20 protein-coding genes are annotated in these 26,984 nt (G+C 36.8%); all 20 read right to left on the reverse strand.

The window, feature by feature from the left end:
• Positions 1–4,047 (reverse strand): hybrid sensor histidine kinase/response regulator transcription factor, encoded by a 4,047-nt coding sequence (locus ACRD64_RS13775; RefSeq protein ID WP_430933978.1) that lies wholly within the window; start codon positions 4,045–4,047, stop codon positions 1–3.
• 266 nt (positions 4,048–4,313) lie between these two features.
• Positions 4,314–4,874 carry a glycoside hydrolase family 108 protein gene (locus tag ACRD64_RS13780; protein WP_430933980.1) on the reverse strand — a complete coding sequence of 187 codons (561 nt, stop codon included), beginning with the start codon at positions 4,872–4,874 and terminating at the stop codon, positions 4,314–4,316.
• Complete coding sequence (locus tag ACRD64_RS13785) at positions 4,861–5,283, reverse strand: hypothetical protein (RefSeq protein WP_430933982.1); 423 nt, start codon at positions 5,281–5,283, stop codon at positions 4,861–4,863. The genes ACRD64_RS13780 and ACRD64_RS13785 overlap by 14 nt, the downstream gene beginning before the upstream one ends.
• Positions 5,280–5,612 (reverse strand): hypothetical protein, encoded by a 333-nt coding sequence (locus tag ACRD64_RS13790; RefSeq protein WP_430933983.1) that lies wholly within the window; start codon positions 5,610–5,612, stop codon positions 5,280–5,282. Before ACRD64_RS13790 ends, ACRD64_RS13785 begins: the two co-directional genes overlap by 4 nt.
• A 2-nt stretch (positions 5,613–5,614) precedes the next feature.
• Positions 5,615–6,142, reverse strand: a complete 528-nt coding sequence (locus tag ACRD64_RS13795) for a hypothetical protein (protein WP_430933984.1) — start codon at positions 6,140–6,142, stop codon at positions 5,615–5,617.
• A gap of 122 nt (positions 6,143–6,264) precedes the next feature.
• The gene (locus ACRD64_RS13800) at positions 6,265–7,188 is read right to left on the reverse strand and encodes a hypothetical protein (protein ID WP_430933985.1); all 924 of its coding nucleotides are present in this window, start codon (positions 7,186–7,188) and stop codon (positions 6,265–6,267) included.
• Positions 7,189–7,220: 32 nt separating this feature from the next.
• The gene (locus tag ACRD64_RS13805; RefSeq protein ID WP_430933987.1) at positions 7,221–11,138 is read right to left on the reverse strand and encodes a strawberry notch-like NTP hydrolase domain-containing protein; all 3,918 of its coding nucleotides are present in this window, start codon (positions 11,136–11,138) and stop codon (positions 7,221–7,223) included.
• The gene (locus tag ACRD64_RS13810) at positions 11,135–12,253 is read right to left on the reverse strand and encodes a hypothetical protein (protein WP_430933989.1); all 1,119 of its coding nucleotides are present in this window, start codon (positions 12,251–12,253) and stop codon (positions 11,135–11,137) included. The genes ACRD64_RS13805 and ACRD64_RS13810 overlap by 4 nt, the downstream gene beginning before the upstream one ends.
• 8 nt (positions 12,254–12,261) lie before the next feature.
• On the reverse strand, positions 12,262–14,763 hold the full coding sequence (locus tag ACRD64_RS13815; protein ID WP_430933990.1) for a hypothetical protein: 2,502 nt from the start codon (positions 14,761–14,763) through the stop codon (positions 12,262–12,264).
• A 99-nt stretch (positions 14,764–14,862) separates the two neighbouring features.
• Entirely contained in the window at positions 14,863–15,474 is a 612-nt protein-coding gene (locus tag ACRD64_RS13820; RefSeq protein ID WP_430933991.1) for a hypothetical protein, read from the reverse strand.
• Between the two features lie 14 nt (positions 15,475–15,488).
• Entirely contained in the window at positions 15,489–15,968 is a 480-nt protein-coding gene (locus tag ACRD64_RS13825) for a hypothetical protein (RefSeq protein WP_430933992.1), read from the reverse strand.
• 12 nt (positions 15,969–15,980) lie between these two features.
• A complete protein-coding gene (locus ACRD64_RS13830) occupies positions 15,981–16,157 on the reverse strand; it encodes a hypothetical protein (RefSeq protein ID WP_430933993.1) in 177 nt (58 codons plus the stop codon).
• Positions 16,158–16,168: 11 nt separating this feature from the next.
• Positions 16,169–17,269, reverse strand: coding sequence for a hypothetical protein (locus ACRD64_RS13835; protein WP_430933994.1), 1,101 nt, complete (start codon positions 17,267–17,269; stop codon positions 16,169–16,171).
• Between the two features lie 7 nt (positions 17,270–17,276).
• Complete coding sequence (locus ACRD64_RS13840; protein WP_430933995.1) at positions 17,277–17,627, reverse strand: hypothetical protein; 351 nt, start codon at positions 17,625–17,627, stop codon at positions 17,277–17,279.
• On the reverse strand, positions 17,614–18,450 hold the full coding sequence (locus tag ACRD64_RS13845; protein WP_430933997.1) for a hypothetical protein: 837 nt from the start codon (positions 18,448–18,450) through the stop codon (positions 17,614–17,616). The genes ACRD64_RS13840 and ACRD64_RS13845 overlap by 14 nt, the downstream gene beginning before the upstream one ends.
• 104 nt (positions 18,451–18,554) lie before the next feature.
• Positions 18,555–18,938 (reverse strand): hypothetical protein, encoded by a 384-nt coding sequence (locus tag ACRD64_RS13850; protein ID WP_430933998.1) that lies wholly within the window; start codon positions 18,936–18,938, stop codon positions 18,555–18,557.
• A 76-nt stretch (positions 18,939–19,014) separates the two neighbouring features.
• Positions 19,015–19,860: a hypothetical protein gene (locus tag ACRD64_RS13855; protein WP_430933999.1), complete on the reverse strand. Its 846-nt coding sequence runs from the start codon at positions 19,858–19,860 to the stop codon at positions 19,015–19,017.
• Positions 19,861–19,946: 86 nt separating this feature from the next.
• Entirely contained in the window at positions 19,947–20,630 is a 684-nt protein-coding gene (locus ACRD64_RS13860) for a hypothetical protein (RefSeq protein WP_430934000.1), read from the reverse strand.
• A 34-nt stretch (positions 20,631–20,664) separates the two neighbouring features.
• Positions 20,665–23,166 (reverse strand): hypothetical protein, encoded by a 2,502-nt coding sequence (locus tag ACRD64_RS13865; protein WP_430934001.1) that lies wholly within the window; start codon positions 23,164–23,166, stop codon positions 20,665–20,667.
• Between the two features lie 133 nt (positions 23,167–23,299).
• A complete protein-coding gene (locus ACRD64_RS13870) occupies positions 23,300–26,956 on the reverse strand; it encodes a PIN domain-containing protein (RefSeq protein WP_430934002.1) in 3,657 nt (1,218 codons plus the stop codon).
• Positions 26,957–26,984: the final 28 nt, after the last annotated feature.

The raw sequence follows: 26,984 nt of genomic DNA on the forward strand, positions 1-26,984 counted from the left end.
CTATTTTCTTTTATATTCCGAAGGATTAATTCCATATTCCTTTTTAAAGCACCTTCTAAAATATTGTATATCACTAAAACCCACCATATACGACACCTCATTAATGGTTAAATCAGGATCATTTTTAAGAAACTCTGCAGCCTTTTTTACCTTTACTACTTTGATAAATTCTACAGGAGTCATACCAGCATATTTTTTTATCTTACGATATAAACTAATTTGAGTAACTCCTATTTTTTGGGCGAGGAGTTCTACTGAAATTTTATCGTCTATTAAATTATCTTCAATAAGATGAATTGCTTTTTTCAAGAAATCCTCATCTTTTGTACTTGTTGTAACTATTGAAGGTTGAACTAGATTTCTTTTTTCGTATTTTTCATTTAGCTTTCGCTGACCATTTATTATATTCTCTACTTTGGTCATTAGAACATGGGGATCAAACGGTTTTTCAATAAAATCATTTGCACCACTATTCAATGCATCTATAGCAAATTTTCTCTCATCATAAGCAGTGATTATTATCACTGGTATGAAATCTGTTGCAGAATCCTTTTTAATACGTTTACAGAAATCAATCCCATTCATAATAGGCATCATTACATCTGCAATTACAAGATCAGGTTTGTACTTTTTAGCACTAATCAAACCTTCTTTTCCATTAGATGCTTCAATTATTTTATACTTTGAAGACAACAAACTAGTTAAAAACATTCTAATTTCATCATTATCTTCAATAATCAGTACAGTACCAAAAAGTTCCTTTAAGGATACGTTACCAGACATACTATCCTCACTACCCAAACCTTTAAAGTCTTCTTTTAAATAATTCTCAATACTTTTCGACACTGATTTTTCTAATTCTTCCTTTCCATCTTGTTCTACAACAACCTTTTGTGGTAAATTAACAGTAAATTTAGTTCCTTCATTTAGCTTACTGGAAACCTCTATTGTTCCTCCATGCAAATCAACTAATTTCTTTGTTAAAGATAGTCCAACACCCGCTCCTTTGAATTTAGAAGTTTTCTGCGTTGATGAACTATAAAAAAGGTCAAAAATATTAGGCAGTTCTTCATTTGATATACCTACCCCGGAATCCTCAATAATAATCTGAATATTATTTGAACTATGTATAACCAAGATATTTATCTTCCCTTTGATTTCGGTATTTTTAAAAGCATTTGATATCAAATTATAAAATATTTTCTCAATTTTATCATAATCAAAAGCCATTATATAACTTTCTGTAGTACTTTCTATGCTGAATTTAATGTTTTTTTCCTCTGCTATATATCTGAAAACATCATAGATTTCATGAATAGCCTTAATTATATCCCCATTTCTAAGATTAAGCTTTAACACTTCTGATTCTATCATCCTAAATTCAAGCAATTGATTTACCAAACGCTGCATTCGATTAGCATTTTTTAAAATGAGATCATAGATGGGGTTGTTTTTATTTTCAGTTTTAAGTTTTTCTAACGGACCAATAATAAGTGTTAGAGGCGTACGAAATTCGTGACTAACATTTGTAAAAAAACGAAATTTCATTTCATTAATTTCTTTGTCCTTTTGTCTCTTTATTTCCTTTGTAACAAGCTCATTTTTAAGCTTTATTTTTATTATGGAGTATCTGTTAAATATCCATAACAAGAGAATTAATATCAGGGTATAAAGCATGTATGCATACCACTTTTGCCATAAAGGAGGCAAAATAATTATATCAATCGAAGCTTCTTTACTATCATTCTGTTTTGCCAGTTTAACTTTAAACTTGTAATCGCCTGACCTTAAATTTGTATATGTTGCACTTCGTTTGTTTCCAACTTTTTGCCACTCTATATCAAACCCCTCTAATTTATAGATAAATTCATCATTCTCAGGATCAATAAAATTTAAAGCTGTGTATTCAAATGTAATGACATTTTGAGCATGATTAATTTTTAAGGAATTCTTGTCTTTTTTTAGAGACTTTTCCATTAAGTTTTTATCGAATATTGACTTGTTCAACACCTTAATATCAGTCATGACGATATCGCAATCTTGAACAAAGTCTTTAATTGCAGACGGAGCAAATTGAATAATTCCAATATTACTTCCAAGGTAGATATTTCCTTCTCCATCTTTATTCCAGACATTCTCATCAAATTCTATTATCGTTTTTGAATCATTTTGCCTATAACTTTTAATACTATAATCAAGCAAATTCATTGCGCAAAGTCCTTTTTTAGTAGCAATCCATACTTCTTGATTATGACCTTCAACAATAGAACAGACATAATTACTTGGCAATCCATCATTATTATCAATTGTTTCAAAGGTAAAATCCTCATTGAATCTATTTAATCCATACCTTGTACATATCCACAAATTACCGTTTTGATCTTCATTTATAGAGTTTATTATGTTATTACTAATACTTGCATTACTATGTTCGCTATACAAAAACTTCCTACATCTTTCAGTTCTAATATCAATTAAATTTAATCCCCAGTATGTTCCAATCCAAATTCTATTGTTTTTATCTATATATAAACAAGTTATATGGTTACTTGAAAGATTACTATTTTCTATATTAAAGTTCGTTATTTTTTCTTTGATTTTATCATATACATAAAGTCCATTTCCATTTGATCCAACCAATAGTTTATCTTCGTATTCAATAATTGCACTAATCGGGAATGTACTATTTTGATTTCCAGCACTGATTATATCAGAATAATCAACCAGCCCTTCTTCCTGATCATATGTAAACAGTGATTTATTATAAGTACCAAACCATAATTTATTCGTGGCATCCAGATATGTCGATGTTACAACGATATCAACATCTTTAAAAACAGGATTATCAAAGTTTAGCTTGGAATAAGTCTGCATTGCATTATTAAAGTAATATAAACCATCCCCACCTGACCCAGCATACAAATCATTTTGAATTCCAACAGAAATAGATGTGAAAAATTTACTTAAATCATCTCCAAATAAAGTATTGTAAATTTTAAATGAATTTATACTTGATTGATATAATAATTTCACACCAACCTTTCCTGAACTTACCCATATATTGTTATTCCTATCAGCAAAAATATCATCAATGCAACAATAGTCTTTATAGCGCTCAACTTCAAGTAATATTTTCCCTTGTTTATGCCCTCTTAAAATTTGATTTATATCATCAAAATAGAATAATCCGGCACCAGAACCTACCCATAATAGATTTTTATCATCAGCAAAAACAGTTTTAATATCATTAAGCATTTCTTTTGATTGTTTTTCAACGATAGATACTTCATAAACCTTATCATCCTGATATGGTAAAAAGTAATTTGTATTAGTACTACTTATCCAAATCCCACTAGTTATTTCTTTAATACAATTTATATAGGACGAATGGTTAATCTCTGAATACTTATGAACATTAGCAGTTGTAATAGAGTCTTCAAACGCTATTTTATAAACTCCTTCACGACCTGTTAGCCAGATATTTTTGTACTTATCTTTACATAAATCTTTTACCTCGAAGTTAATATCCCGATTAAACAATTCGTCTTCAAAAGACCCTTTATTAAGATTATAAATAAACAAACCTTTATTTGTTCCAACCCAAAGATTATTCCAGTCATCAATGAGCAGTTTATTAACAACGACTTCTAATTCCTGTCCTTTATATATTAAAGGCATAAAATTAATCTTACCACCATCAGCCTCTATTTTATTCAAACCATTGACTGTTCCTATATATAAATTCAAATCTGCATCCTGAATAATATCATAGATTATACTACTTGACAAACAGTTATTATCATGAGGCCTGTACTGATAATTTTTAAAATGTATACCATCGTACTTCGACAAACCATTTTCCGTTCCAATCCAGATATAACCATGCTTATCCTGGTAAATTTTATTGACTAGACTACTTAATAAGCCATCTTCGATTGTTATTTCTTTAGCATGATAATCTATTGCATTTGAATATATATCTGTTGTAACTATTACTAATACAATTAGTAACATTTTTTGAATAATCCGATATTTTATTTTCGTCATAAAAACATAACTTTTTAATCACTTATCAAGTGTATTAATTAAAACAAAGGTAGAAAATCTTAATATGATTTTTTGCACATTTCAAGCTTAAAAGAATTCACTATAGCACATGTCACAATACATTATTCCATAAAAATATCCTAATTAAAATCACTTTTATTTTATATTCAAAATTTCACATAGCAAATCTTTAAGTTTTATTTCATTTTCTTATGAAAACACATACTGTTTTTAAGAGATAATTTTTCAAAGGATATTATACATTTTTATTGTTCAAATTTAATCACACAAACTCTCCTCAACCACCCTTTTAAAAACTTATGATTTTGCCCCATCTGTGCAATTGTATTATAATGATGAATACGAGCAGATTTAATAGCATTAAATAATGTTTCCTGCGGACAAGCATTAATAGCCTTAACCGTATTCCTACCGATAATCCCATCCAATTTAAGGTCATAATCAAAGAAGCGATTCAATACTTTCTGAACTCCACAACTACCCCAGTAACCACTATTTACGCACCAATCAAAGATTATTTCCTGCAACGAGCTAGAAACAATGTAGCCTATTTTATATTTATCGTAGAAATTATGTTTGTAAAAACCCTTAACCAACTCTGTTAATCCTGGAATATCCAGCTTTGTATTCCGTTTTATTTCTCCAAATGCTTGTTTGTATTCATCAATAAGCTGCCAACCATCCCAATTGGGATGTAAATTTCGGGCAACACCCATATAGGTTTCTCCGCCTTTATCTCCGGTTACTTTAGCGTAGTATCCTTCATGCTTTACTACACCATTAAAGAGTTCTTCAAATGTCTTCATTCTTACGTTTGGCTTTAAGTTTTACATTGTTTACACCAGAAATTGCACCACCAAAAAGGAAGTCGATAATGGTGCTAAGTTTGGTTGATATGCCACCGTTGATACTGCTTATAAATGCTATTTGCCAATCCTGTAATTCTATTGTTTGAAACACAAAATAGTTGAGCATAACGAAGGTTAGACCGCACCATGCAACCAGAAAGAAGATTGCAAATATTTTTTGTAGCCAACTATCATGAGCGTACATAGTTCTAGCAGAATCACGGTCAACTACAGCCATTTTAAAAAGCTCCATTTTTCCCTGGAGCTTTTCCTCTTGAGTGGTGAATATTTCATCAATGAGTTTAGTGCCTACTTTGAGTGTTTCGGCAACTCCGGCATTGGTTAGTTTTCCAAATATCTTTCTCATCGCTCTACAAATTTTAAGATGGTATCAAGCTTCTCATTAAGCTGCTTGATTGTTTGGTGAAACAATTCCTTGCTCACATAAATCTCCTTAGAGCTATCCCTTAAATCGGAAACACGTTTATGCAGTATGGTAAACTTGGTTTCAGCTCCCTCTAGTTCTTTTGTGAGGTGCAGAATATCCTTTTCTAGTAAGTCCGTTTTAGCTTCAACGCTTTCCTTTGTAGCATTTCTCGATATAGCATTTCGGATTACAAAAGAGACTACACCTACAATTAGTGAACTGAACCCGGCAATGACCACCCAATAAAATTTAATTGTCATTTCATTCATACCTAAAATATTTTAATGGTTTCCTGACTGCCTTGTGGAAAGCGATTCTTTTCCATTGTAGCACTCTTGTTTTCGATGTGCATGATTGCATCTACAAGGTGTTCGTATTTTGTTCCACCTTTAGATGTGCCATCACGGTTTGCCTGATTGATTATTACAAATGAGGTTCTTGGGAACTGCTTTTTTAACTCCACCAATGCCTCGTGCGAGACTTCCGTGGTTTGGGTACTGTCGATAAATACCACATCGTAATCCTTGAATAATTTGGGATTGTAGTCCTCAATAATTCCGATTGGGCTATTGATGCCAAGTCGTACAACTTTCTCCTGCATCGTACCTTTCACCCCCTCTTCATTGGCTACATATAACACTTTGAAACGATGCTGCTTTACCAATTCATCAGCAAGCATTAAGGCAACTGTACTTTTGCCATGAAAGCGTGAACCATAAATCATTATATAGAATGGCACATACAGTTTGCCTAAGAGCTTACCGAACTTACCTCTAATTGAGATGGTCTTAAAATTCATCTTGGCAAGGTCATTTGCCAAAACAACCTGGTCCGATGCAATGGCTGTGGTTCTTGTAAAGCTTCGGGTTATTGCCCTGTTATTTGTGCCACTACCTTTAGGCGTAATCGTGGTAGTGGCATTTACTTTCCCAATCCGGCAATGCCCTGTAAACCTTTAAGCTGAACATTGGTAACAAGCAGTTTATCACTCTCCAGATAATCGTGTAAGTGTTTTTGCACGTTCTTTACCTGTTCAAACTCCTTTTCAGACTTCTTAACCTTACCATTTTTTAACGAATTGGTAACGGTCGTCAATAGTCTTTGGGCTTTTGCTTTTGTGATGTTTCCATACAGGTTGATAAAACGTTTTATCAGAGCAACCGCAGGAGTTACTCCGTAATCATCAACAATGTTTTTCAGCTTTGAATACAGTGAATTCGGAACGACAAATTTACATGCGCCATCCATAGCCTTATAAGTCTTAATGAGGTCATTCCCTATGCTTTTTATTTCAGTTGCATACTTGCTTGATTTGCGAATGGTTTTCTCAGTAGCTGCCTTTTGAATAACCTTGTACAAAAGAGATACCTGACGTTCGCTTACCCTCTTGTTATGAAAATTGAGATAACGCTTGATTATCTTTATCTCTAATGGCATAAGGTCAACCTCAATGGGCTTTCGTTGTGCTTGTTTGGCTGTGGTGCTTTTAGGAGCTGCTGTTTTCCTTTTCGTTGTTTTGGGTTTTGATGCAGGTTTCTTTGGAGTAGCTTTCTTTTTCTTACCCTCTCGATACTCCTTCAACGCTTCTTTATATTGTCCTGATTCTTTATCCAGGATATTTAAAGGATGCCTATCTTCAAGTTCAGGAAAGCGTTTTGTATTCTGTTTAAGGTAAGGCTCAACAATCTTAAAATGATTATCGAGCATTTCTTTAATGTCCTTGTCCTCATTATAGAAATCCGCAAATGAATCGAATTCTTTATGCGCTTCACGAGCTGCTCCTGGTAATTTCTTGAAGTCTATATTTTTGGTAGCCTCTTTGTAATTTTTAACTGTAAGTTTCATATCAAGATGTTTTTGTTTATTGCTGAATAGAATTAGATACCTGCCACTGCTTTTAGCTGTTTTTGCTTAATCAAGATTGCCTTTGCACGAAGTTTCACAAGCTTCAATTGCTTTCCTGTATCAAGCTTTATCTTTTTGCCTTTGCTTGCTGATTGCTTTTGTTTGGCCAGTCGTTTCGGGAACTCCTTTTTATCCTGTTCAAACATCTGCATTGCTTCATTAGTAAGACTGTCAGTTGTGTTATTTCGCTTCGTTCCTTTGTCTAAATACTCATCGTAATAATGACGTGGAATTTTAACCGATAGACTGAAACGTTCACCAAATAGGTTAATCAGCTTCGGCATTTTACTTTCCTCTACCGAAGCTTTCATATTGCCCGACACCATCTCAAAACCATCCCGATTATTGACCAGAAGCTTTACTACTTCCTTATCGGTATAAATGGGAATATGTGTTTTGGTTTTGGGCATGATGACCTTGAAAGTATCATCATAATGCCTGACTATTGTGATTCTGTTTTCGGTGGCAATGGTTGAGCCATTTCGTAGGCTCATGATGTGCTTTTGAAGCTTGGCTATTGGAGCGACTACATAGTTATCAGCCTTATTATCGTTGTTATCAGGCGACCATGCTTCTGACATTAAAATCCCTTTTTGAACGCCTCTTCCTTTAGTTGTAAAGCTTACCAATTTGCCTGAAAAGTCCGCAGAGCCTTGTAGTATGTTTCCTGTGACGATATAGCGGTTTTGACGGTCGGCTGTAAAGGCTTTAATGGCTTCATCCCATCTGTCAATTAGTATTTCCTTTTGACCAGAAGTGAGCTGCATACTGCGGCTCATAATTCGTTCAATTTCTTTGGCTGTATCTCCCGATGCAGCAAGAACGATGTATTTACGGCTATCTGAAATCGCAAAGCGTAACTTTACTGATGATGGTGCATAAGGATTCTTGCGCTTGGGGTTAATATCAAAACCTAAAAAGATGCAGTTGGAATTATCGCTGCTGTCGGTTTCAAAACTTACCGCAGGATAGAAATAACCATGCCCAACCTTAAAGTACTTGAAAAAGTTATTCAGGTAGCGTTGGCGATTTTCGCTTTGTGTTTTTATTCGAGTGGTATCAAGCCCTTTTGCTTTAATGATTGCCTCTTCACGCTCAACGATATATTGCATTCGTTGCTGCTTTTCAAAAACAGGAATCTTCTCGTAGCCTTTCTCTTCGGTAATACCATTTAATAAGTCTTTATACTTGTTTTCTAAGTCCTTTAAATCGGTACTTAGCTTGTTATGTACATACTTCTCGTGAGCTGAAACTATTTCTTCAGAAATACTGTCGGGGTGTTTTCCGTTCAGGTATTTCTTAATAAGCTTTTCAAGTTCAGACTTGCCATAAGGCTTTTTGAGTACGTTACATTCACACTTTTCAAGCAGGGTATCATTTCCAAAAACAGAACGTCCACCTTTCCCGGCTATGACCACATTCTTATCAACTGATTCTGCTTTTAGGTTGAGTATCTCCACTTCTAAGTCGTATTCATCGGCTTGCTTGAGGTATTCGATATAATCGTTGTAACGCTCAATAATCTCGCTGTAGAATTTTTCCTGTTCCTTTACTGAAAGAACTGCAACACGACCAGTAACCTTTGAAGCATCTCCCTCAGTAGCCGTTGCATCACTGTCTTTTCCCTCAAACTTTAATGGGTTATCTAAAGCCTTGTTAAGTTCTTCATTTTCCAACATATACCCACGAACCACTTTGTCACCGTACTTATTCAAGAAGTCATCCGATTCCAATTGACTTTTGCTGCTCTTTTGGTTAGAGGTAGTATTTGCATCCAATGATTTCAGCTTCTTTTTAAGCATCATCATAAACCGCTTTTGTGCAGGAATAGCCGAAATAATGTAATCGTAAATGGGTTTCATTATCTGACCTGTGCGGTTGATACGTCCACGCTTTTGAATTTCTGTGTTGATATTCAATTCAGGTTGGAGTATAACCATCACACGTTGTTTAACTTTTTCAGCTGATACTTTATCGGTAACAATAGCATGTGCCGAAGCTCCTGTTGAACCACTTTGATTGATTAGTAAACAGTCAATCTCATTATCATTGAACTGACGGAATAAGTCGGCTGTATTTTCCTTTTTTCGACTCATCACCAAAGCCGTTGTATTCTTGGCTTTGATTGATTTATACTGAACACAAAGTTTGCGCCCTGTTACTTCGCCAACCGTATAACCGGCTTCTTTAATTTTTTGAATTATCAGGTCTAGGGGACTGATTGTGATTCCTGTCGAAGCTTGTTCAATACGTCTGATAATATCATGGTAAGCCAACTGCGCTTCTTCCGACAAATCAGAAATATTGAATGTTTTGCCTTTTCCTTCTCCGTCAATATCTTTTTCGGTGTAGCGAAGAACTGAATCCAATCCTTTTTCCAATACGGTAGAAAAGTCTCCGTTTATCACATCATCAGGTTTTGCCATACCCTCTAAAAAGCTACCCATTGTGGAGGCAAATGCAATAATTGGTTTCTTACCATCTTTAAGCCTTTTGATAGCATGGTTCGCTACATCGGAAGCGTTAATACTAAACAGCAGTTGGTTAATGACGTTAAAGACCTTTGAGAAATATGGTACATTATCAACCCCTGCTTTACTTGTTCCTAAGCGTGTTTCAACTTCCTTTCCCTCGGCTGCTGCAATGCCATCAAGTTCTTTAACCTGTTTATTGATGTACTTCTCCTGAAAGCCTATAATATCACGAATGATAGCCGTTACTTTATCTGCAATATCAGCCTGTTCTTTGGCTTTTTCTTTCAACTCGATGTAGTTTACTTCTACACCCTCAAAAGAACGTTCACGTCTTATCATTTGTCCCTCGGAAACCAACTGTGCTGCCAATACTTCCTGTAATGCTACACCACCTTTCATAATGGCTTCAACCAAATCCTCTTTACTCATATTGGCATCGCTCATTGATGTTTTTTGAGCATAAATCGGCATATTATCAGGACGCTTAGCAAATGTGGCTGATAGGAAACAAACGCCTTTAGTTTGGCGTAATACATCTTGCATAAATTCGCCTGTGTTGGAACTGCCTGAGGCATTATGAGCTTCATCCATGATAATGATATTACCATTTGCCACAGAAGTTAAAAACTGCTGTTTGGCTGGCTTCTTTGGCTGATTGAATTGAGAATAAGTAGCACAAATAAAATTGTAGTTATTGGGTGCTTTCTTACTCTTAATAATTCGTTCCTGAGTTGGCTTTTCGGGAGCTGTGTAAATAATCTCTCCACTTTTGTCCTTAATGTTGGTTTTACTCTCCTTTGTATTCACGATAAAGGGAACCAGAGCGGAGCTTCCTATGTCTGATAAATCACGGTACAAGTCCGTAAACAGGTTGGGCTTTTCGGATAAGAATATTGGTTGCAAACCACTTTTTACACCGTAGCGAATTAAAGCTGCTGCGGTTCTACCTTTGCCAATACCTGTTTGGTCGCCAACGATAATACCTTGTTTGCGTTTTTCGATATTGTAAATGGCTAATGATACTGCATCAATCTGTTCACACGAAAGGGATTTTACCAAGTCGTCATTTTCGTAATCGAGTTTCTCTGCCACGAAGTCAAACAAAGGCATCCCAATACTCTTCTTGATTTTACGAATTGCAATGTGCATTTCATGTCCCATCGAATCGGGTACAGTTGTATCCAGGATAAAACCTTTTTCGGCTGTAGGGATATATGCCATACCCAAGCCTTTATGACCGAACATGCCCTGAAGATATTCATGTTCGTTTTGAGCCAGTTTCTTGGTGCGGGCAAAGCTTTTGTTGTTACTTGTTTTAAAACCTAACTCAATAAGCCTTGCCGATATATGTTGTGGTGGAACACTACCAAACTTTACGGTAATGCTGTTTTTTGTTAATGCTATTGCCTGTTTCATATTGAGAGTTGTTTTTGTTTGATTTGAATTGCTTTAGCTCGTAGTTTTAAAAAAGTAAGCTTATGCGTATCATTGCTTGTATTCTGAGGTTCTAGCCAAACTCTATCCCAAAGTTCTTCATGGTTATTGACTACAGTACTGTGTAATTTATTTTTAAGCGGAGCTGCGCCTCCAGGTATTTTCTTTGCTCCATCAATCAGAATTAATCGGGTATTGATTGATGTTCCTTGTCTGGAGTAAAGCTTTTTGCCGTTAATCGGAATGATGTCTTCTACATTGTAAAAATGATAGAGGAAGTTCAGAAATATGCGGTTATTCCCGGCGGTTACCCTGCCTTGCTCATCCCAAGTCGTATGACCACCAATAATAATGGCTGCTTTGCCATTGTCTTTCATGCAGCGCAAGGCATTTAATGCCATTGCATGTTCCAATCGCTTAATCTTGAATTTTCCGAATAGAATAGGTTCAGAAAGTGAGCCGAAAGGTGGATTGGTTATTACTCCGTCAAATTTTTTATCGTAAGTTGCTGGAGGCTTCAATGCATCCCAAGAGCTGATCTTGGCAAAAGGTTGTTCTTTAAGATTTGAGAGCCTTACATCGTCCAATTCATTTACATGGGTAAAGTGATAAGGCAATGCTATTGTCAATAATCCGTTCCCTGCCGATGGTTCTAGGTATTTTGGAAAGTCATTTTTATCATTGGTAAGATGAGCATTACCCACTACTTTACCCTTGGTACTTCCTTTAACTATGTTCTTAAAGGCTTTGTAGCCTGATAGACTTTCTGATTTAAGAATGTAACTCGATGCCAGGAACGAGATTGGCGCAGGAGTAGAATATTGTTGCATGAGAACACTCATGCTTGTACGCATGGACAGATTTACCTGTGATTGATATAGGGCTACAATATCAAGATACTTTTCGTAAGTGCTTAACAAACTATCGTGTGCTACCTCTCTTGCGTTAAGGATTATTGCCAGTTCGGTAAACTCTTTAACAAGGTTCTTGTTGGTAATACCGAAGTTTTTAGCAATGCTTTCAATAGTGATTTTAGAGTGCTTACGAGCGTTACGCAAGTCTTCACGAATTCTTGATATGTAACCCTTTTTATCCATTTAGATATTTAATCAAGTGTGATTGTTTTATCTGTTTCGTCTTTAAATGTCAGTTTCAGGTTGTTTCCGGCAACGTTAACTGAAAGGCTATCAACATCAGCATCCACAAAGTTTTTCATAAAGTTGATTTGGAAGTTCAGAATCTCAGTCAGTTTTGTTTCCCAATCTTCTCCAGAAAAGATTCCTGAATCAGCATAAATCTGGAAGAACTTCTTAAGGAACTCTGGAATATTAACAAGATTTGCATCCCAATCGGCTCCAATGGTTGCATTCTCTTCAACCCCTGCAAGTTTATCTTCATCGACTTGTGGATAGTTTCGCTTCTGCGTATTTGCTTCAATAGCCTCTGCTTGTTCAGGAGAAATAGTTACTGGTTTATTCTGTATATTACTGTTCCAATCCCCACCGACAGTAGCACCTTCTTCTATTCCTGATAGTTTCTCTTCATCGGATTCAGGATAACTGCGTTTTTGAGCATTGGTTTCAATGGCTGCTGCTTGTTCTGTCGATATTGTGGTTGGCTTGTTTTGGACATTGCTGTCCCAATCTGCACCAATAGTTGCGTTCTCTTCAATACCTGAAAGTTTATCTGCATCCACCTGTGGGTAGCTGTTCTTTTGGCTATTGGTTTCAATAGCTGCTGCCTGTTCCGGAGAAATGGTAACAGGTTTGTTTTGTAGATTGCTTTCCCAATCTGCGCCAACAGTAGCGTTTTCCTCAACCTCTGCCAACTTATCGGCATCAGCTTGTGGGTAACTTACCTTTTGGGTATTAGCTTCAATAGCTTCTGCTTGTTCAAGAGAAATGGTTACAGGCTTGTTTCGCACATTTAGGTCCCAGTCTGCGCCAACAGTGGCATAGGCTTCAATGGCTGAAAGTTTGTCTTCATCAGCCTGTGGGTAGCTACGTTTTTGGGTATTGGTTTCAATTGCTTCGGTTTGTTCCGGAGAAATGGTTACAGGTTTATTCTGTACATTTTCCTCCCAATCTGCTCCTACAGTTGCATAAGCTTCAATTCCCGATAACTTATCTTCATCGGATTGTGGATAGCTTCGCTTTTCGCTATTGGCTTCAATGGCTCCTGCTTGTTCAGGTGAAATGGTTACTGGTTTATTCTGAACATTCTCAGCCCAATCAGCCCCAACAGTAGCGTTTTCCTCAATACCCGAAAGCTTATCTTCATCAGTTTGTGGATAACTGCGTTTACTGTTATTAGTTTCAATATCGACAGTTTGTTGTGGGGAAATGGTAACAGGCTTATTCTGAACATTCTCCTCCCAGTCTGCTCCAACAGTTGCATTTTCCTCAATGCCAGAAAGTTTATCTTCATCGGTTTGAGGATAAGTACGCTTCTGAGTGTTGGTTTCAATCGCTTCTGCTTGCTCCTGACTAATTGTAACAGGTTTGTTCTGCACATTTAGTTCCCAGTCTGCGCCAGCAGTAGCGTTTGCTTCAATCCCAGCTAACTTCTCTGCATCCTCCTGTGGGTAACTGCTCTTTTTGTTGTTGTATTCAATTGCAGTAGCCTGTTCTGAAGAAATAGTATTCGGTTTGTTTTCCAATTCTTCAAAATCAGAGGTCAGGTTCATATCGTTTTCTAACTGCGACAACTTTGTTGGAATGGCGATATTGATATTTCCATCAGGGTCGGTAACAAAACCGCCATGTACCTCGATACCTCCGTTGGGCATATACACAGGACTTTTTTCTGAAATTAACAAGTCTTCAACATTCCCTGCGATTATAAGTCCGCCAGAAATCTGCTGAACAATGGTCTTTGGTCTAAAGTCCGGAGCTGATTTTGAACGTGCAATATTGATAAAAGAACCTACGGAAGCTTTGTCAAGAATCGTGTCCTCAACATCACGGTTCATCTTGAAATAGGTATCCGAAAACACAATCTTGTTATATCCACGGTCAAATGCACAAGACTGATTAACTTTTGCCTCAAAACAACAATCGTCAATGTTAGTGGTACTGTTCAAGAATGCCAATGCACCACTGCCGGCATCGGAGTACTCAAAACGAATGTCAGAAAAATTCACGGCACTATTGTAAACCTCAATTGCCTTGTCACTTTGGAATATAACAGGCTTAACGTATGTTCCTACTTCACCATCGGCCTTGTTGCTCAATGAGCAGATGTTTATCAAATAGGAAAAATCACGAAGTACCAGAAATGTTCCTAAATCGTTGATAAAAGTACCATCCTCGAACATGATGCTGATACTTGCGCTCTCGTTGGTGTGGTATTTCAATGCCTTGGGCAATGAATCGAATAAGAGTTGCAGTTTGGAAAATGGTGTACCCGATGGGATGATAATTGCTTTATGGTCGAGGTCATATTCAAAACCTGAAATCTGTTGATCTTTACTCATATCGAACACGCCCTGAAACACCTTATATTGTTCATGTTCCATACCTAAATAAGCGTACTGGCCATCGGAAGCCCATTCGCCTTTTTTTAGTAACGGTGGGGTCGTTCCCCTAAACATCTTTATAGTTCCCATATATTATTTTTTTAGTATCAAGTATTAAGATTTGAGTATCAAGATGATTTACCATGATGGTTATAGTCTTGTGTCTTGATACTTTTGTCTTGTGTCTTTTTATATCATTGAATAAGCCTTATCAAACAGTTGATTGGTGACGTAATTGCCCCCATTTTCAACCCTTGCTATTGAAAGTACTAGAAGACGAAGTGTATTTTTAGTTGGCAGTAGTTTTGCCTGTTTGCTCACTTTTAAATCCTTGCAAACTGTATTGATGTAAGCTGCTGTATTATTCTCGAATTTGGGTGCGTATTCCTCGATTAGTGCCGGAACCGTATTCTTACCTTTTTCAATATCATGTTTAAGGTCTTTAATCATTGCTCGGACACCGTACTCAGGAGCTTTAAACATTTCAAACCGTCTATCTTTGTTTTGCTCTTTGGACAGTTTGCCGTTCCATTTAATGTTTGTGTAAATCAGGTTACCCGGATTGTTGTTTCGGATTCCTCTGGGTGCATTGGATAGATAAGTATTGCCACCGTTCCAATTTAGAAAATCAGTAGGCAATGAATTGTTGTTGGTAGTTAAAATGTTTGAACCACGATGGGGCAATAGCCCTTGCCGTCTTTTCTTATTGCGTCTGCGAATAAATAAAACGGTGGTAACTATTGCCCCTGTGGTTACTAACCCTCCCGAAATAAATAATATATTTTTTTGTTTCTTGTCCATAGCTATAATTGTGTTTAGAGAGGGATTCCCCAACCATCGAACTTGGTTTTAATTTTTGCGATTTCTTTTTCGCTTAATTCAGCTCTTAGCCACCCGATTAAATTGTAGTCCTGACCTAAAAATGCTGCTCTGGCACCCCATAGGTATTGTTTCATACCAAAGGCTTTTATCACCAATAGCATGTCATCCTTAGATTGTATTTTGTCAATGGTACTGTAAATGGTCTTTTCATCCGTACCAATATCAAGCATTGCACCATAAAGCGTATTGGCAAACAAGGCAGCATCAGACGGTGATATGGTCAGGTTTTGCCTGTTTATCAACGTATCTTTGATTGATGGAGCAACCCTTGACGAAGTGCCGTCCGGATTGCGTTTGAACAACAGTTTTTTAACTGCATAAATGCCTATTCCAACTCCCAATATGGGAAGTCCATATTTAAGTCCTGTCGTAACTAATGTTGCTTTGTTTATTGGTACTGGAAGCTTTTGCACGGTGCTTAATTTTTAGATGTATCTCAATGCTGACTTTACAATCTTTGGGTTCTTCACCACCTTAGTCAAGAGTTTGATGATATCTTCTTGTTCGACTTTGTTAACTGCATTTTGTATCAAGTTTCCCATTTGCTTAGCTGTCTCCGGAGCTTCCGCTTCAATCGTGATTCCTACTTTGAATTTTCGCATAATCGTATGTTTTATTTATTGTCTAAATCTGTGTTTTCCTGTTCTTGAATACCCTGTACAGTCTGATTTAGGAACATGAGGGTTTTATTGATGAGTTCCGCTTTGTCAAGGCACAGCCCAACTATGTTGGCTATCTTGGCCACATCTTGCAGTTCCCATGTCATAAGAGCATCGGATAGGTTCTTAATAATTTCTGCTTTCTTTTTATCTTCAGGTGAACTTGCAGAACCCATGTCGGTAATCTCTACATTGGTATCAGGAATTGTGGCTGATTCTTCAGGACTGTCATCGACCATCCCCAAAGCTCCTTTTAGTTCTTCAGCTGTAAGCCCTAATAATTCTGCTGTTTTGGGACTGTTGGTCAATATGCGTGAGCCAAGCCCCACCAAAGCACCTGTGGCTACACGTTTCATCACTTCATTGGGGGCATAACCAGAAAGACGGTTTTCAAGGTCTGTATTTTCACCTTTCAGCTCCTTATTTTCACTTTGATAGCGGTCTTTTTCAGCTCGTAGCTCAGCATTCTCATTGCGTAAACGCTCATACCTCTCTTCCAAATTTGTATAACGTGTCTCAAACTTAAAGTCGTCCAGTTGCTTTTGGTAGTTAATCCGCTCAACTTCTTTATTGTTACCCGATAAGGCATTAAACAGACCAAACAAGCTTTCAACTTTACCTTTTGCCTGTTCGTTTTCACCAGTAATCAACCCCAATAAACCATTGATTTCGCCCAATCCATCCGTACTATTCTGGATTTGGTGCTGCTTCATTTCCTCTTTGATGATAGTGTGTATTTCTGCTCTTTCAATTGGTTCTTTGGGTGGATTCAACAATCCACTAACATTAATGGTGTAACCATTTATGTGTTTGGCATTGTGGCTTTTTCCTCCAAACACATCTACACGTAAAGTACCATGTGCATGTTTTGCTTTTTCAATAGCCTTTTCAATGTCGTTGTTGAACATCTCTGTTCCGGCCGTCCTTGATGTAAGTGCCGTTTCATCAACACCTGTCAATAAATATATTTCGTAAGCGTAAGGGTATTTCTGTTCAGCCTCGGAACGCTTGATAAACTCATATATGCTTTGTATCTGTTCTCTGTAATCCAACATAACTGTATTAATTTCGGTGGGGAATAATTTTCACAAACTCCAGTCGGTACGGTTTAAAGTTCTCCGCTTGGGTTTTGATGTCTATGTAATCGGTAAATACCTGGTAGCGGTATTCATCCATAAGGTCGTATTCTTCGGGTGTAGAGGTAAACACATTATCACTGCTTATCATATCCAATTCATCAATGGAATTCGACAACCCTTTGGTGTTAAGAATCCACATGTCATTTTTTAAATCAAGTGACATATCAGGACTTGTTACCCTTATTACAGTTGGTTTTAGTTGGTAGCTGTCGATGGTACGCAGACCTGCAATACGGTCTTTAGCGATGGTATGTAATAACTCACTCGTGTTCATTAGTAGCTTCCTCCTGATTTGTATTTGATAATTGAAGTTCCTTTTTCGATGGAGCTTCGTACTCTATGTAAATCCTAATGGTCAGAATATTGTCGCCACTATTTTTGTTGCTCTTAAATACCGTGTAGATATTACTGTTTACTTCCAACGGCTCGTGAAAAGGAATAACTTCTTTGTGTAAATGCTTAACCTTTCTGTTAGCCATAACCATGTAATCACGTAGCAAAAAACTATTACCGTTTATCAATAGGCTTATATTACCACATTCGTAAGATTCCGGCTGTTCGTATGTCTTGATGGTTCTCTTGAACAGTGCATCCTTGTGCTGATAGGTAAAAACCAAAGTTTGTTGGGCAATAAAATCGGAAAACTCAAGGTTGGTCATTCCTAATCCTCTGGCAAACAAATTGGCTTCGTTATAGATATAGTCGATAAACTGTTCGTTGAACATCTGAGCAATGTGGTCGCTCAGTTCCTGCTGTTCATCTTTATCCAGGCAAGAATATGTGATGCCATTGGTTAGCACCCTGATAATTTCTGGTAAGATTTCACTTTCAAAGAATGCCCGACTATCGTATTCGTTTGCTCGTGTGCGTAAATAGGAGTAAAATAAACCCGTAATGTGTTCATCGTTTAACAAGTCGGTAATTAATGCTTGTGGAAAAGCGAGGCTTCCAACTACATCAATCAACTCCGTTTGTTTTTTAACGATAGCAATAACAGCCAGACCTGTAATTAACTTACAAGATGCAGGGAGCAAATCCTGTTCGTTAATATGGCTGTTGTCCTCAGATTTGTGTGTTATGACAAAATATCGTTTCATGTGCCTAATTTTTATTTTTAATGGCCACATGGAACTCGTTAATCCAGTCGGCTTCTATCTTGAAAATATTTTCTATTGCTCGTTTCATAACGGGAGTGTTGGGGTTAATTGTCTACTTCGGCAAGCAGATATACTCGGACATGGTAGCTGTCATCTACAGCAAGGTTTTCGCTATCGTCTTTATAGATAATTCTGACTGGGCTGTTCTTGGCTTTCTCATCCACAGGAAAAGTAACGTCCTTAATGCTCATGTCATCATTGTGATGCAACAAAGCAACTTCCGTATCATCTGGTATTATTTCGGTATCGTCAATCCAAACACGAAGCGTTGCTCCTGATAAGGCTTGTTGGTTCGACAAGCGTAGGAAAATACCTTTAATTCGGTCATGCTCTGTTTTGGTGTTGCCATTGAACTCAAAGGTTTGCCCTTTTTTGACCTCGAATTTTACAACCTGTAATTTCTTAATGTTGTTGTCTTGAACTTCCATTGTAAAAGTGATTAAGAAGAAAAGGAGACGGCAGTAACACCGCCTCCTCTAACGATTATGACATACTTAAAAAGACCTATGCCTTTTCAGTGATTGTTCCCAATAGGGTAATCTTAACGGCAGGGTTGAAAACCTTGTCGCTATTGTTGATGGCTTTTGGCATGTTCAACTTTGGCGTAATGTCCATTGACGGCTTTAACCACTTTGGGTTAGCAAGCTTATACTGAAACTTACGCTTGGTTGTATCGGTATCATCGAATACCGCACATGAGATTTCAGGAAGAATTACTTTAGTTCCCAAAGTCATCTCGAATGTACCGTTCAGGATTTGTGCAGGAAGTGCAAACTGACCAAATGCGAAATCAGCCGGGTCGTTATCATCTTCCGATGCTCCATGAGCATACTCAAGAACTATATCGGTAAGCAGTAAATACTTGCCCGAATCCAACTGGGCACGGTTCAGGTTGGTGCGACCAGCCTTTTTATCATCTGATGCTTCCATCAAATCAATATCGGACTTGTCCTTAACCGGTTTAATGGTATAGATTGCTGTATCAACAGTTTGCATACGTGCATCTTTCAATGCCTTTTGCACCTCTGCTGGCAATTGCTGTCTACGCAATTCAAACTGACCTTTTGATGTCAGTTGCGTTGTAAGACCTGTTTTGACCGCTGTACTTCTTTGACCTGCATTATATGACCTACGCACTGCACGTTTTCGGTAACTACGTCTGCGACCTCTACGGCTTCTGCGTCTTCTTCTTCGTCTCGAACGTCCGAGTTCTCCAATGCCTTCTGTTGCATCGTCCTGGTCATCTTCTTTATCCAGGGAATCTTCTTCTTTGTCAAGAACTGCTTCTTCTAAACCCTCTATATCTTCCATCGAAGGGTACAAATCATTTTGCTCATTAATATCTGCCATGATAATTTGTTTTTGTGGCTCAATAGCCTGTTGTAAAATTGAATTGATTGTTATTTGCTGTTGAGGCGTAATACATTACACCTATACTACGATGCCATCATATCCCCTGCGAACACGTCATAATCCATGCTGTCTGGGTCAACGTCCTTAATTTTTCCTATTTCAGGTTCGTCATCGTCCAAATAGTCCGTTTTGCCGATTGGCTCGTCACTCATTGTATAATCCGAAACTGCACTACCCATAGGGTCATCGCTCATGGAATAGTCGGAAGCTGCACCTGAAACGGAAGCTTCTATTTCACGTTCAATGTCGATATCGGCTGCTGGTAACGCTTGCGTAATAGGGTTCAATGCTTGAAGTCCATCTACTTCTTCGTAGTCCACATCAATTACATCATCTTCGCCCATCAAACCTGTTAATCCTTGAAGAATCGTTTTGCCTGTGGCTTTTTTAATGGTGGCTTCAACTCCGGCTCCAGCTACACCGTATAAGCCCATCTTGATGAACTCGTTCTTTGTGAATTGTTGAGCTACCAGGCCACCCATTGTTACCGCTGCCGGAACGATATAACCTTTCATGTCGTTGCCTAGCAAACCGCTTACTGTTCCACTCTTTTGGAGCTTCTTAACAGCGTACTTTCCAACCGCAAACCCTGCTACGGCAGCAATGGGCTTGCCTATGTTGTTGGTGGCTTTCATAAAGTCAATTTTTGTACCTCTGGAGCTTGTTCTTCGCCTCCTGGTACTTGACGTTGTTTTCTTAACTGCCATGTTTTCTAAATTTTAATTATTGATTCACATTTATTTATTGAAGCTCGATACTTCCCAATGTCTTTTTTGAGGGGGATTTCTTTGATTGAGGTTTACTCTTTGGCTCATCATCGTCCTTTTTGCGGAAAGCGAAGTATGCTCCTGTACCAAGTAATGCCAATGCTCCAATACCTATTCCTATTTTAGCCCCTTTGCTCATGCCATTTTTTATAGGAGCAGGACTTTGCGGAACCATTGGGGCAAGTGATGTAACTTCTGGGCTATAGTTCCCTGACTTCATTATTGGTAGTGGAGTGTAGCTGTTGGTTTGCGGAGCGATGTAATTGCTTGGTGTTTGAGCATGGGCATTTGAGTTAGTTTGCACATACTGTGATACTGTATTCTTAACTTTCTTAGCCTTTGAAAACTTGCTTTTGATTTTAGTAAAGATGTTTTTTACAGGTTTTAGCCAGCTTTTAATTTTTGCCAATACACCTGTGGCTGCACCAACCGATGCTGCCGTAGCAACTGCACCCATTTGTCCGAGTTCCCCAATTGCTTCCAAACCTTGCAAATCGGCTAATAATCCGTCAACTCCTTTTAGTGAGAAGTCACGGCTTTTCTGTTTAGCTCCTTTTAAAATGGCTTTTCTCAGGTTCTTTTCCCGACCTTGTAGCCCTTTAAAGAGCTTGCGAACACGCCTGTGACGTTTCTTTAATTCTTTTAGTCTCTTGGCATCTATACCATACTTAGATGCCAATTGCTCGGGCAGGTAAGCATATTGAAGCTTTTTAGCTATACCAAACATGTTTAAACGCAAAGCAGCCAATAATCCGTTTCGGATAGCGATAGAAAGCGGATTAAAACGTACAATTGCTTTAGCCACTTTCTTAGCTGCTTTACCAACAGCTTTTGCGCCCTTCTTTATTCCTTTGCCAATTTTTCTGCCAATTCGCTTTAATGACTTGAAGAATCCACCTAAACCTCTATTCCCATCAAGCCCATCTATTTCTTCATCAACATCATCCAGTTCTACCAGTCCGTCAATGGCATCTATATCGTACTTTATCAGTCCTTTTTGTGCAAGCTTGGCTTCAATATTTTCCAGTTTTGCAAGTACGTTATCACGCTGTGGGGTATTCCAAAACTTGATAGCCTGGTCCAACATAGATATAAATTGGTCAGGGTTTTGAATATGTGCCATCTTAGCCTTGTTGCCCTGGTTCCGTAACAAAAACTTCCGGGTACGGATTAAATAACGATAGGTCGCATCATCTGCATCGCCCAAACCGTTAACGGCATCGTCAAAATCAACACCAGATACAATGGCAATGAGTTCTTCATGGTCGGCTTGTGCCTGATGACCTCCTGCCAAATCAATACCTGACAATACAGAAATTGGTAAGCCCAATGAACTTGAACCCGTCAATCCATCAATGCCATTCAATCCAGCTACTTGAACCGGAGACATATCAAAATTTGATTTCTCAAAGCTGTAGGGTTTCTGGTAGTCAAACTTTGACAGTACCGGGTCAATAACTATCTCGTCTTCTGAATCACCTAAAGCAGGGACAATAACATAGATATGCTGAAAGTTCTTTTTACCATCATACTTGGTAATACGGAGTTTAAATGGAACGCCAAGATTCTTCAAGAGCGAACCAACAAATATGCTGTAGTCATCGCAGTCAATTCCTGCGGAGCTTTTTCCTTTTTGCTTAAACTTGATTTGCCCGTCCAACCATGAGCGTGCAGGCGTACGAAGTTGTTCTGTACCATTGTCGTCTTTATGATATTGAAGATACTTATAGGAAAAGTCAAAGATATTTTTGCAAGTAGCCTTTAAGTTATCGCCTTGCAACATCGAGGCTAGTTCTTCTACTTCACGGAAATGTTCTGCTATAGTTTCAATACAGCTTTCAACGGTATCCAGTACATTGCCATTTTTTACAAATACATCTGTGCCGGTTGCTCTTCTTATCAGGTGATTGAACTTGCGACCATCCTCTGTTTTACGTGGGCCGGACACAATGCCTAATTCGCCCAATGCTAATCCGTTCATATTATCGTTCGTTAAATTTTGCGTGGTAGTGATGGTTTCACCATTGATACCTAGCGAAAGGGTAAAGCTTAAATCGGCTTTAAGCTGTGCGGTATTTTGGAGTAATGCCGTTGAAAGATCTTTGCCAATCAGGTTCAGGTATGGCACTTGAAATTTAATTTCAGGTTCTTGGGTTGAACCTGCTCCAATGGTAAGACCTTTAATGTCGGGAGTGGAATAAGCAATTGCCGAACCTTTGTAGTTTGCAACTACCTGGTTAACGGCTAATGTGATGGGAGCATTTGTTGGATTGTAACAACGAAGCTTGACTGCAAACTGGACTTCTTGCAGATTCAGCTTGTGGATGCGGAAACCTAAAAGTGCAAAGTTCATCTTTGCAGCGGACAGAAGTTTCTTGCCTTTTTTAATCAGGTAAAAACCACCGCCAACGGCTGCTGCAACTGCTAATGTACCTAATACTTTTTTCGTGCTTGCCTCCATAGTGGGAGCAAACATATATATAGATGTAAGCGGGGATTTGGCTGTATTTAGTTAGAATAAAGAGGAAGTGGTTAGAAGAGGTTAGAAGTGGTTATTTTTTGAATATTCCAGACACTTCAAAATACATCATTCAATTGTAACAACACATTTAGCTATGCTTTATTATTTGCAAAGCAGAGAGTAATGCTTCATTAGTTAGTGGTTCATGTTCTATAAATAATCGAAAAGTAGTGCGAATTTTATTCTGAATTTTATTAGCTTCCTTCATGTTTGGTATACTTTTAATAAGAGCAATAAAAACATTAGTTGCAACTCTTTTATAAACAATGCTATCTATTGATGGATTTAAGGCCACTTTTCGCAGGAAATCTAAAACAAAATCTATGTTTTCACTTACATAGTTAATCTTTAATCCTAAATTTTTGAGAGCATAATTGTATATGTGCTTCTTGTCTGCTTTATGCTGATTGATGAAAGCGTTATATAAAACTTTTTCATTAATCGAAATCCCAACATATTTCAAGCTAAGCATTTGCTCAAGGATATCATCAAACTCATTTGAAAAACAATCAGATAGATATTTCTCCGTAGATATAACATTTTCAGGTTGTACATTCTGAAACAATGCCAAATCATCAGTTATAAGAATAACATTTTCTCTTTGGGCAAAACAAAAATAGTCTGCAACTAACTCTACGCAGGGATTCATATCTTTACTATCCTGAAGCTTGTTATGGAAATTTAACTTTTCAGCAGGGATTTCACTGATACAATTATCCAAAAACCAATCTTTGATTTTGTTAAGGTGCTTAATTCGGTTAACACTAAAACTTTCGTCGAAAAAATGAGGAATTACTTTGTCCAAACGTATTTCCACTGAAGCTTTAGAGTTTTTATTTGAATCAGCCTCATGAATCAAATTATCTATGAGGTTATAAATATTAGAAGAGATAAGAAACTTATCTGGATAACTAAGGCCGAGACTTAAGTTTAGGTTAAACAAAAGCATTCCTGAAGAAAAATCAATGGCTATTTTTTTTTTTGATTTTACATTAGGATTAGGTAAATATTTTGTAGGTTTAACAAGGAAACCTTTATCCGATGTTAAATTTAAGTAAGCATCTATATATGAGTGATTAAAATTGGCTGTAACTAATACAGAAAATGGCATAGTGTAAGAGTAATAATCAGAAAGGTTTTCTTTTTTCTTGTTACGAACTTCTTCTTCCTGACTAGCAAAGTTTTCAATAAATACCTTATTCAAAGATTCAACATTAGAATCCTCAAGCTTTAACGATAAAAGAGGAATTTCAGAGTTAAGACTCTCTGAGTCCATCATTATTTCATCAAACAAAGCCAAATACTTGTTGCCAATACGCATAATTTTTGCCGTAGACAACATGCTTCCCATTTTCTTTTTAAACGTAATTGTGTCATTTACTTGTTTTCCAATTGATGCTTTTACAATAGGAAGTTCCTTTTTTCTTCCTGAAACATGGATTGTTTCCTTATGAGCATCAACTCCATAGGTAACATAATGTCCTTCTTCAACAGTATCATATTGCTGGAGAAATTCTGAAAGCTCTGTTGTTGAAACAGCAGAGAAATAGCTCATTCTTATATCAGAATTATCTTTGTTTTGAGCTTCTCTATATAATAAATTGATTGCTTGCTCTTTAAATCCATATTTTAATAGCAAATATGCAACCTTTATTATCCATTCCTGATTATTAAAGTTATAGATTATAATATTTGAAACCTCTTCTTCTATTCTTTCCTTATTCTTATTATTGTCCAGTGCATTTAACAACGAAATGTAGAAATACTCTTCTTCTGGATAGTGTATAAGTGCATCATCTGCAACTTCAATAACTTGATCCCATTGTTGTAATACTTGTACAGCCTGAAGTTCATAACGATAAAACAGAATTGTAGCAGGGTAATTATTTACTCTCCACTGCTTTAATAGTCTTAAAAACTTTAACTTATCTGAGTTTTCGGAGTGGTGAAGACACTGAATATATACTCCTAATGTAATCGAATATTCTGAGTCATCAATATATGATTCTATATAACAAATACCTTCATCAAAATAGCGGTTAAGAAAGTAAAGAACAGCTATTTGGTGATTTAGCATTGATGATTTAGGCAGCTTGCTTTTTACTGTATCAATAAGGTGCAAAGGCACTTTATCAGACTTATACTCAGCATGAACCATAAGTTCAAATAAAAGCTTGTAATCTGGGTTACTAACTTCTAATTTATTAATTGAGCTTAAAAGTTGCTCTTCTCCTATTAGTTTACTTGCTAAAATTTGACTGAGGAAGTCAATATAATTATATAGGTTATTTTCGTCAACTTTCTTTTCGTAATCTAAGAAGTAAGTAGCTCCGTCCTTAAATATTGTTTGATTCTCAGAGGACAAGTCAATAAATGTTTTCAAATAAACAAGCTGAGTGTGAAGCGTTTCCTTAAATTCAGCAATTACTTTTCTTGCACCATTAATATCACCGTACTTTTGTAAGGTATTAGCAAGAAGCATCGTGTAAATTGAGTTTTTACTAGGTAGTTTTTGATATGAGTTATTAAGATTTTGAACCGATTGCTTGTTGTTGTTAAGTTCGCTATTCAGCCAGTGTTCGTAAAAGGATAAAACATTTGGGCAAACAATTTTAACTTCACTGTTCGCTAAATTTTTATTTAGCATTTTTACAACTTGGAAAAAGTAAAGAATATCTTCGTTCTTATCCAGAAATCCAACAAAACGAATTTGTGGTTGAGAAAATATTGCAGCATCCTTTATGTACTCTAATATTAATAACCAATGAAATAGCGAATCATAAGTTATGTTTTCTGGTACAGGTATTCTTAAGCTATCTATATTTAACGTCTTAATTTCATCCCTTACATTTTCACTATTCTTTTTACTAAGCCTATCAAAGAGAATTCTTTTAAACTCAATCTTTTCTCTTACGAGTTCTGGCACTTCTTTTTGCACGTAGTTAATAACATTGTCCGATTCTAATGTCTTTATAACCCAAAGCCTTGGATTATATTCATCCGTTTTTTCCAGAGTGTTCAGTAACTCTTTAAATCTATTATTATTGTGTAAGAAATAAGATGAACATGTTTTTGCCAAATACAATGTGTTATCAGGAGCTTCACAGTAGGCTTTTACTAGATATTCATGGCTTTTATTTGGCTTGCCAAGAGCTTCAAAGCAAACAGACTTTAGGTAAAAAATATTAGCTCTGGTTGAAGTTGAAATGTTACCAGGATTATCCGATATATATTTTTCGAACTTATCTATAACTGAAAGAGCTGATTGTGGCTTAAACTTCTGAATTAAAGGCTGGCATATTTCATTTATTCTATCGTTAGTTAATTGTACTTCACCTGTTGAAAGGCTTTGTATTAAAGTAGTTAGACTATCTATCTTGGACTCAACTCTATGAATAGAACTAATAACTTCCTGAAATCTATTTTCATCAACAATCTCTTTTAAAAAATTCTTTGCATGTTTTGTTCCTCTTAATCTTTTCCTAAACTTATTAAAAAAGTCCTCCGCTTCATTACCCTTGGAATCATTGACGAAAAGAGGAGAATTATATGCACTTTCAAGATATTGTTTTAGTTCTTGTTCTTTCTTATAGCTAAGTTCATGGTTTGTCCAATCATTTTTTGCTTGCTCAAATGCCTGATTAATTTCTTTATCGACAGAAATGGTTTGACTCAACCTATCGGTTACAATACCTGCAGCAACACTAATTCCAAACGATGTTATTGATGAAGTAATAGGATCCATGTAATTAAGTATTAATAATTCTACTAAA

Origin of the sequence: Saccharicrinis sp. 156 (genome assembly GCF_050589685.1) — a bacterium.
GTDB lineage: Bacteria > Bacteroidota > Bacteroidia > Bacteroidales > Marinilabiliaceae > Saccharicrinis.

Excerpts from the sequence above, each read along its gene's own strand:
- ACRD64_RS13775 (WP_430933978.1), bottom strand. The coding sequence starts at position 4,047 with ATGACGAAAATAAAATATCGGATTATTCAAAAAATGTTACTAATTGTA.
- ACRD64_RS13780 (WP_430933980.1), bottom strand. The coding sequence starts at position 4,874 with ATGAAGACATTTGAAGAACTCTTTAATGGTGTAGTAAAGCATGAAGGA.
- ACRD64_RS13785 (WP_430933982.1), bottom strand. The coding sequence starts at position 5,283 with ATGAGAAAGATATTTGGAAAACTAACCAATGCCGGAGTTGCCGAAACA.
- ACRD64_RS13790 (WP_430933983.1), bottom strand. The coding sequence starts at position 5,612 with ATGAATGAAATGACAATTAAATTTTATTGGGTGGTCATTGCCGGGTTC.
- ACRD64_RS13795 (WP_430933984.1), bottom strand. The coding sequence starts at position 6,142 with ATGAATTTTAAGACCATCTCAATTAGAGGTAAGTTCGGTAAGCTCTTA.
- ACRD64_RS13800 (WP_430933985.1), bottom strand. The coding sequence starts at position 7,188 with ATGAAACTTACAGTTAAAAATTACAAAGAGGCTACCAAAAATATAGAC.
- ACRD64_RS13805 (WP_430933987.1), bottom strand. The coding sequence starts at position 11,138 with ATGAAACAGGCAATAGCATTAACAAAAAACAGCATTACCGTAAAGTTT.
- ACRD64_RS13810 (WP_430933989.1), bottom strand. The coding sequence starts at position 12,253 with ATGGATAAAAAGGGTTACATATCAAGAATTCGTGAAGACTTGCGTAAC.
- ACRD64_RS13815 (WP_430933990.1), bottom strand. The coding sequence starts at position 14,763 with ATGGGAACTATAAAGATGTTTAGGGGAACGACCCCACCGTTACTAAAA.
- ACRD64_RS13820 (WP_430933991.1), bottom strand. The coding sequence starts at position 15,474 with ATGGACAAGAAACAAAAAAATATATTATTTATTTCGGGAGGGTTAGTA.
- ACRD64_RS13830 (WP_430933993.1), bottom strand. The coding sequence starts at position 16,157 with ATGCGAAAATTCAAAGTAGGAATCACGATTGAAGCGGAAGCTCCGGAG.
- ACRD64_RS13835 (WP_430933994.1), bottom strand. The coding sequence starts at position 17,269 with ATGTTGGATTACAGAGAACAGATACAAAGCATATATGAGTTTATCAAG.
- ACRD64_RS13840 (WP_430933995.1), bottom strand. The coding sequence starts at position 17,627 with ATGAACACGAGTGAGTTATTACATACCATCGCTAAAGACCGTATTGCA.
- ACRD64_RS13845 (WP_430933997.1), bottom strand. The coding sequence starts at position 18,450 with ATGAAACGATATTTTGTCATAACACACAAATCTGAGGACAACAGCCAT.
- ACRD64_RS13850 (WP_430933998.1), bottom strand. The coding sequence starts at position 18,938 with ATGGAAGTTCAAGACAACAACATTAAGAAATTACAGGTTGTAAAATTC.
- ACRD64_RS13855 (WP_430933999.1), bottom strand. The coding sequence starts at position 19,860 with ATGGCAGATATTAATGAGCAAAATGATTTGTACCCTTCGATGGAAGAT.
- ACRD64_RS13860 (WP_430934000.1), bottom strand. The coding sequence starts at position 20,630 with ATGGCAGTTAAGAAAACAACGTCAAGTACCAGGAGGCGAAGAACAAGC.
- ACRD64_RS13865 (WP_430934001.1), bottom strand. The coding sequence starts at position 23,166 with ATGTTTGCTCCCACTATGGAGGCAAGCACGAAAAAAGTATTAGGTACA.
- ACRD64_RS13870 (WP_430934002.1), bottom strand. The coding sequence starts at position 26,956 with ATGGATCCTATTACTTCATCAATAACATCGTTTGGAATTAGTGTTGCT.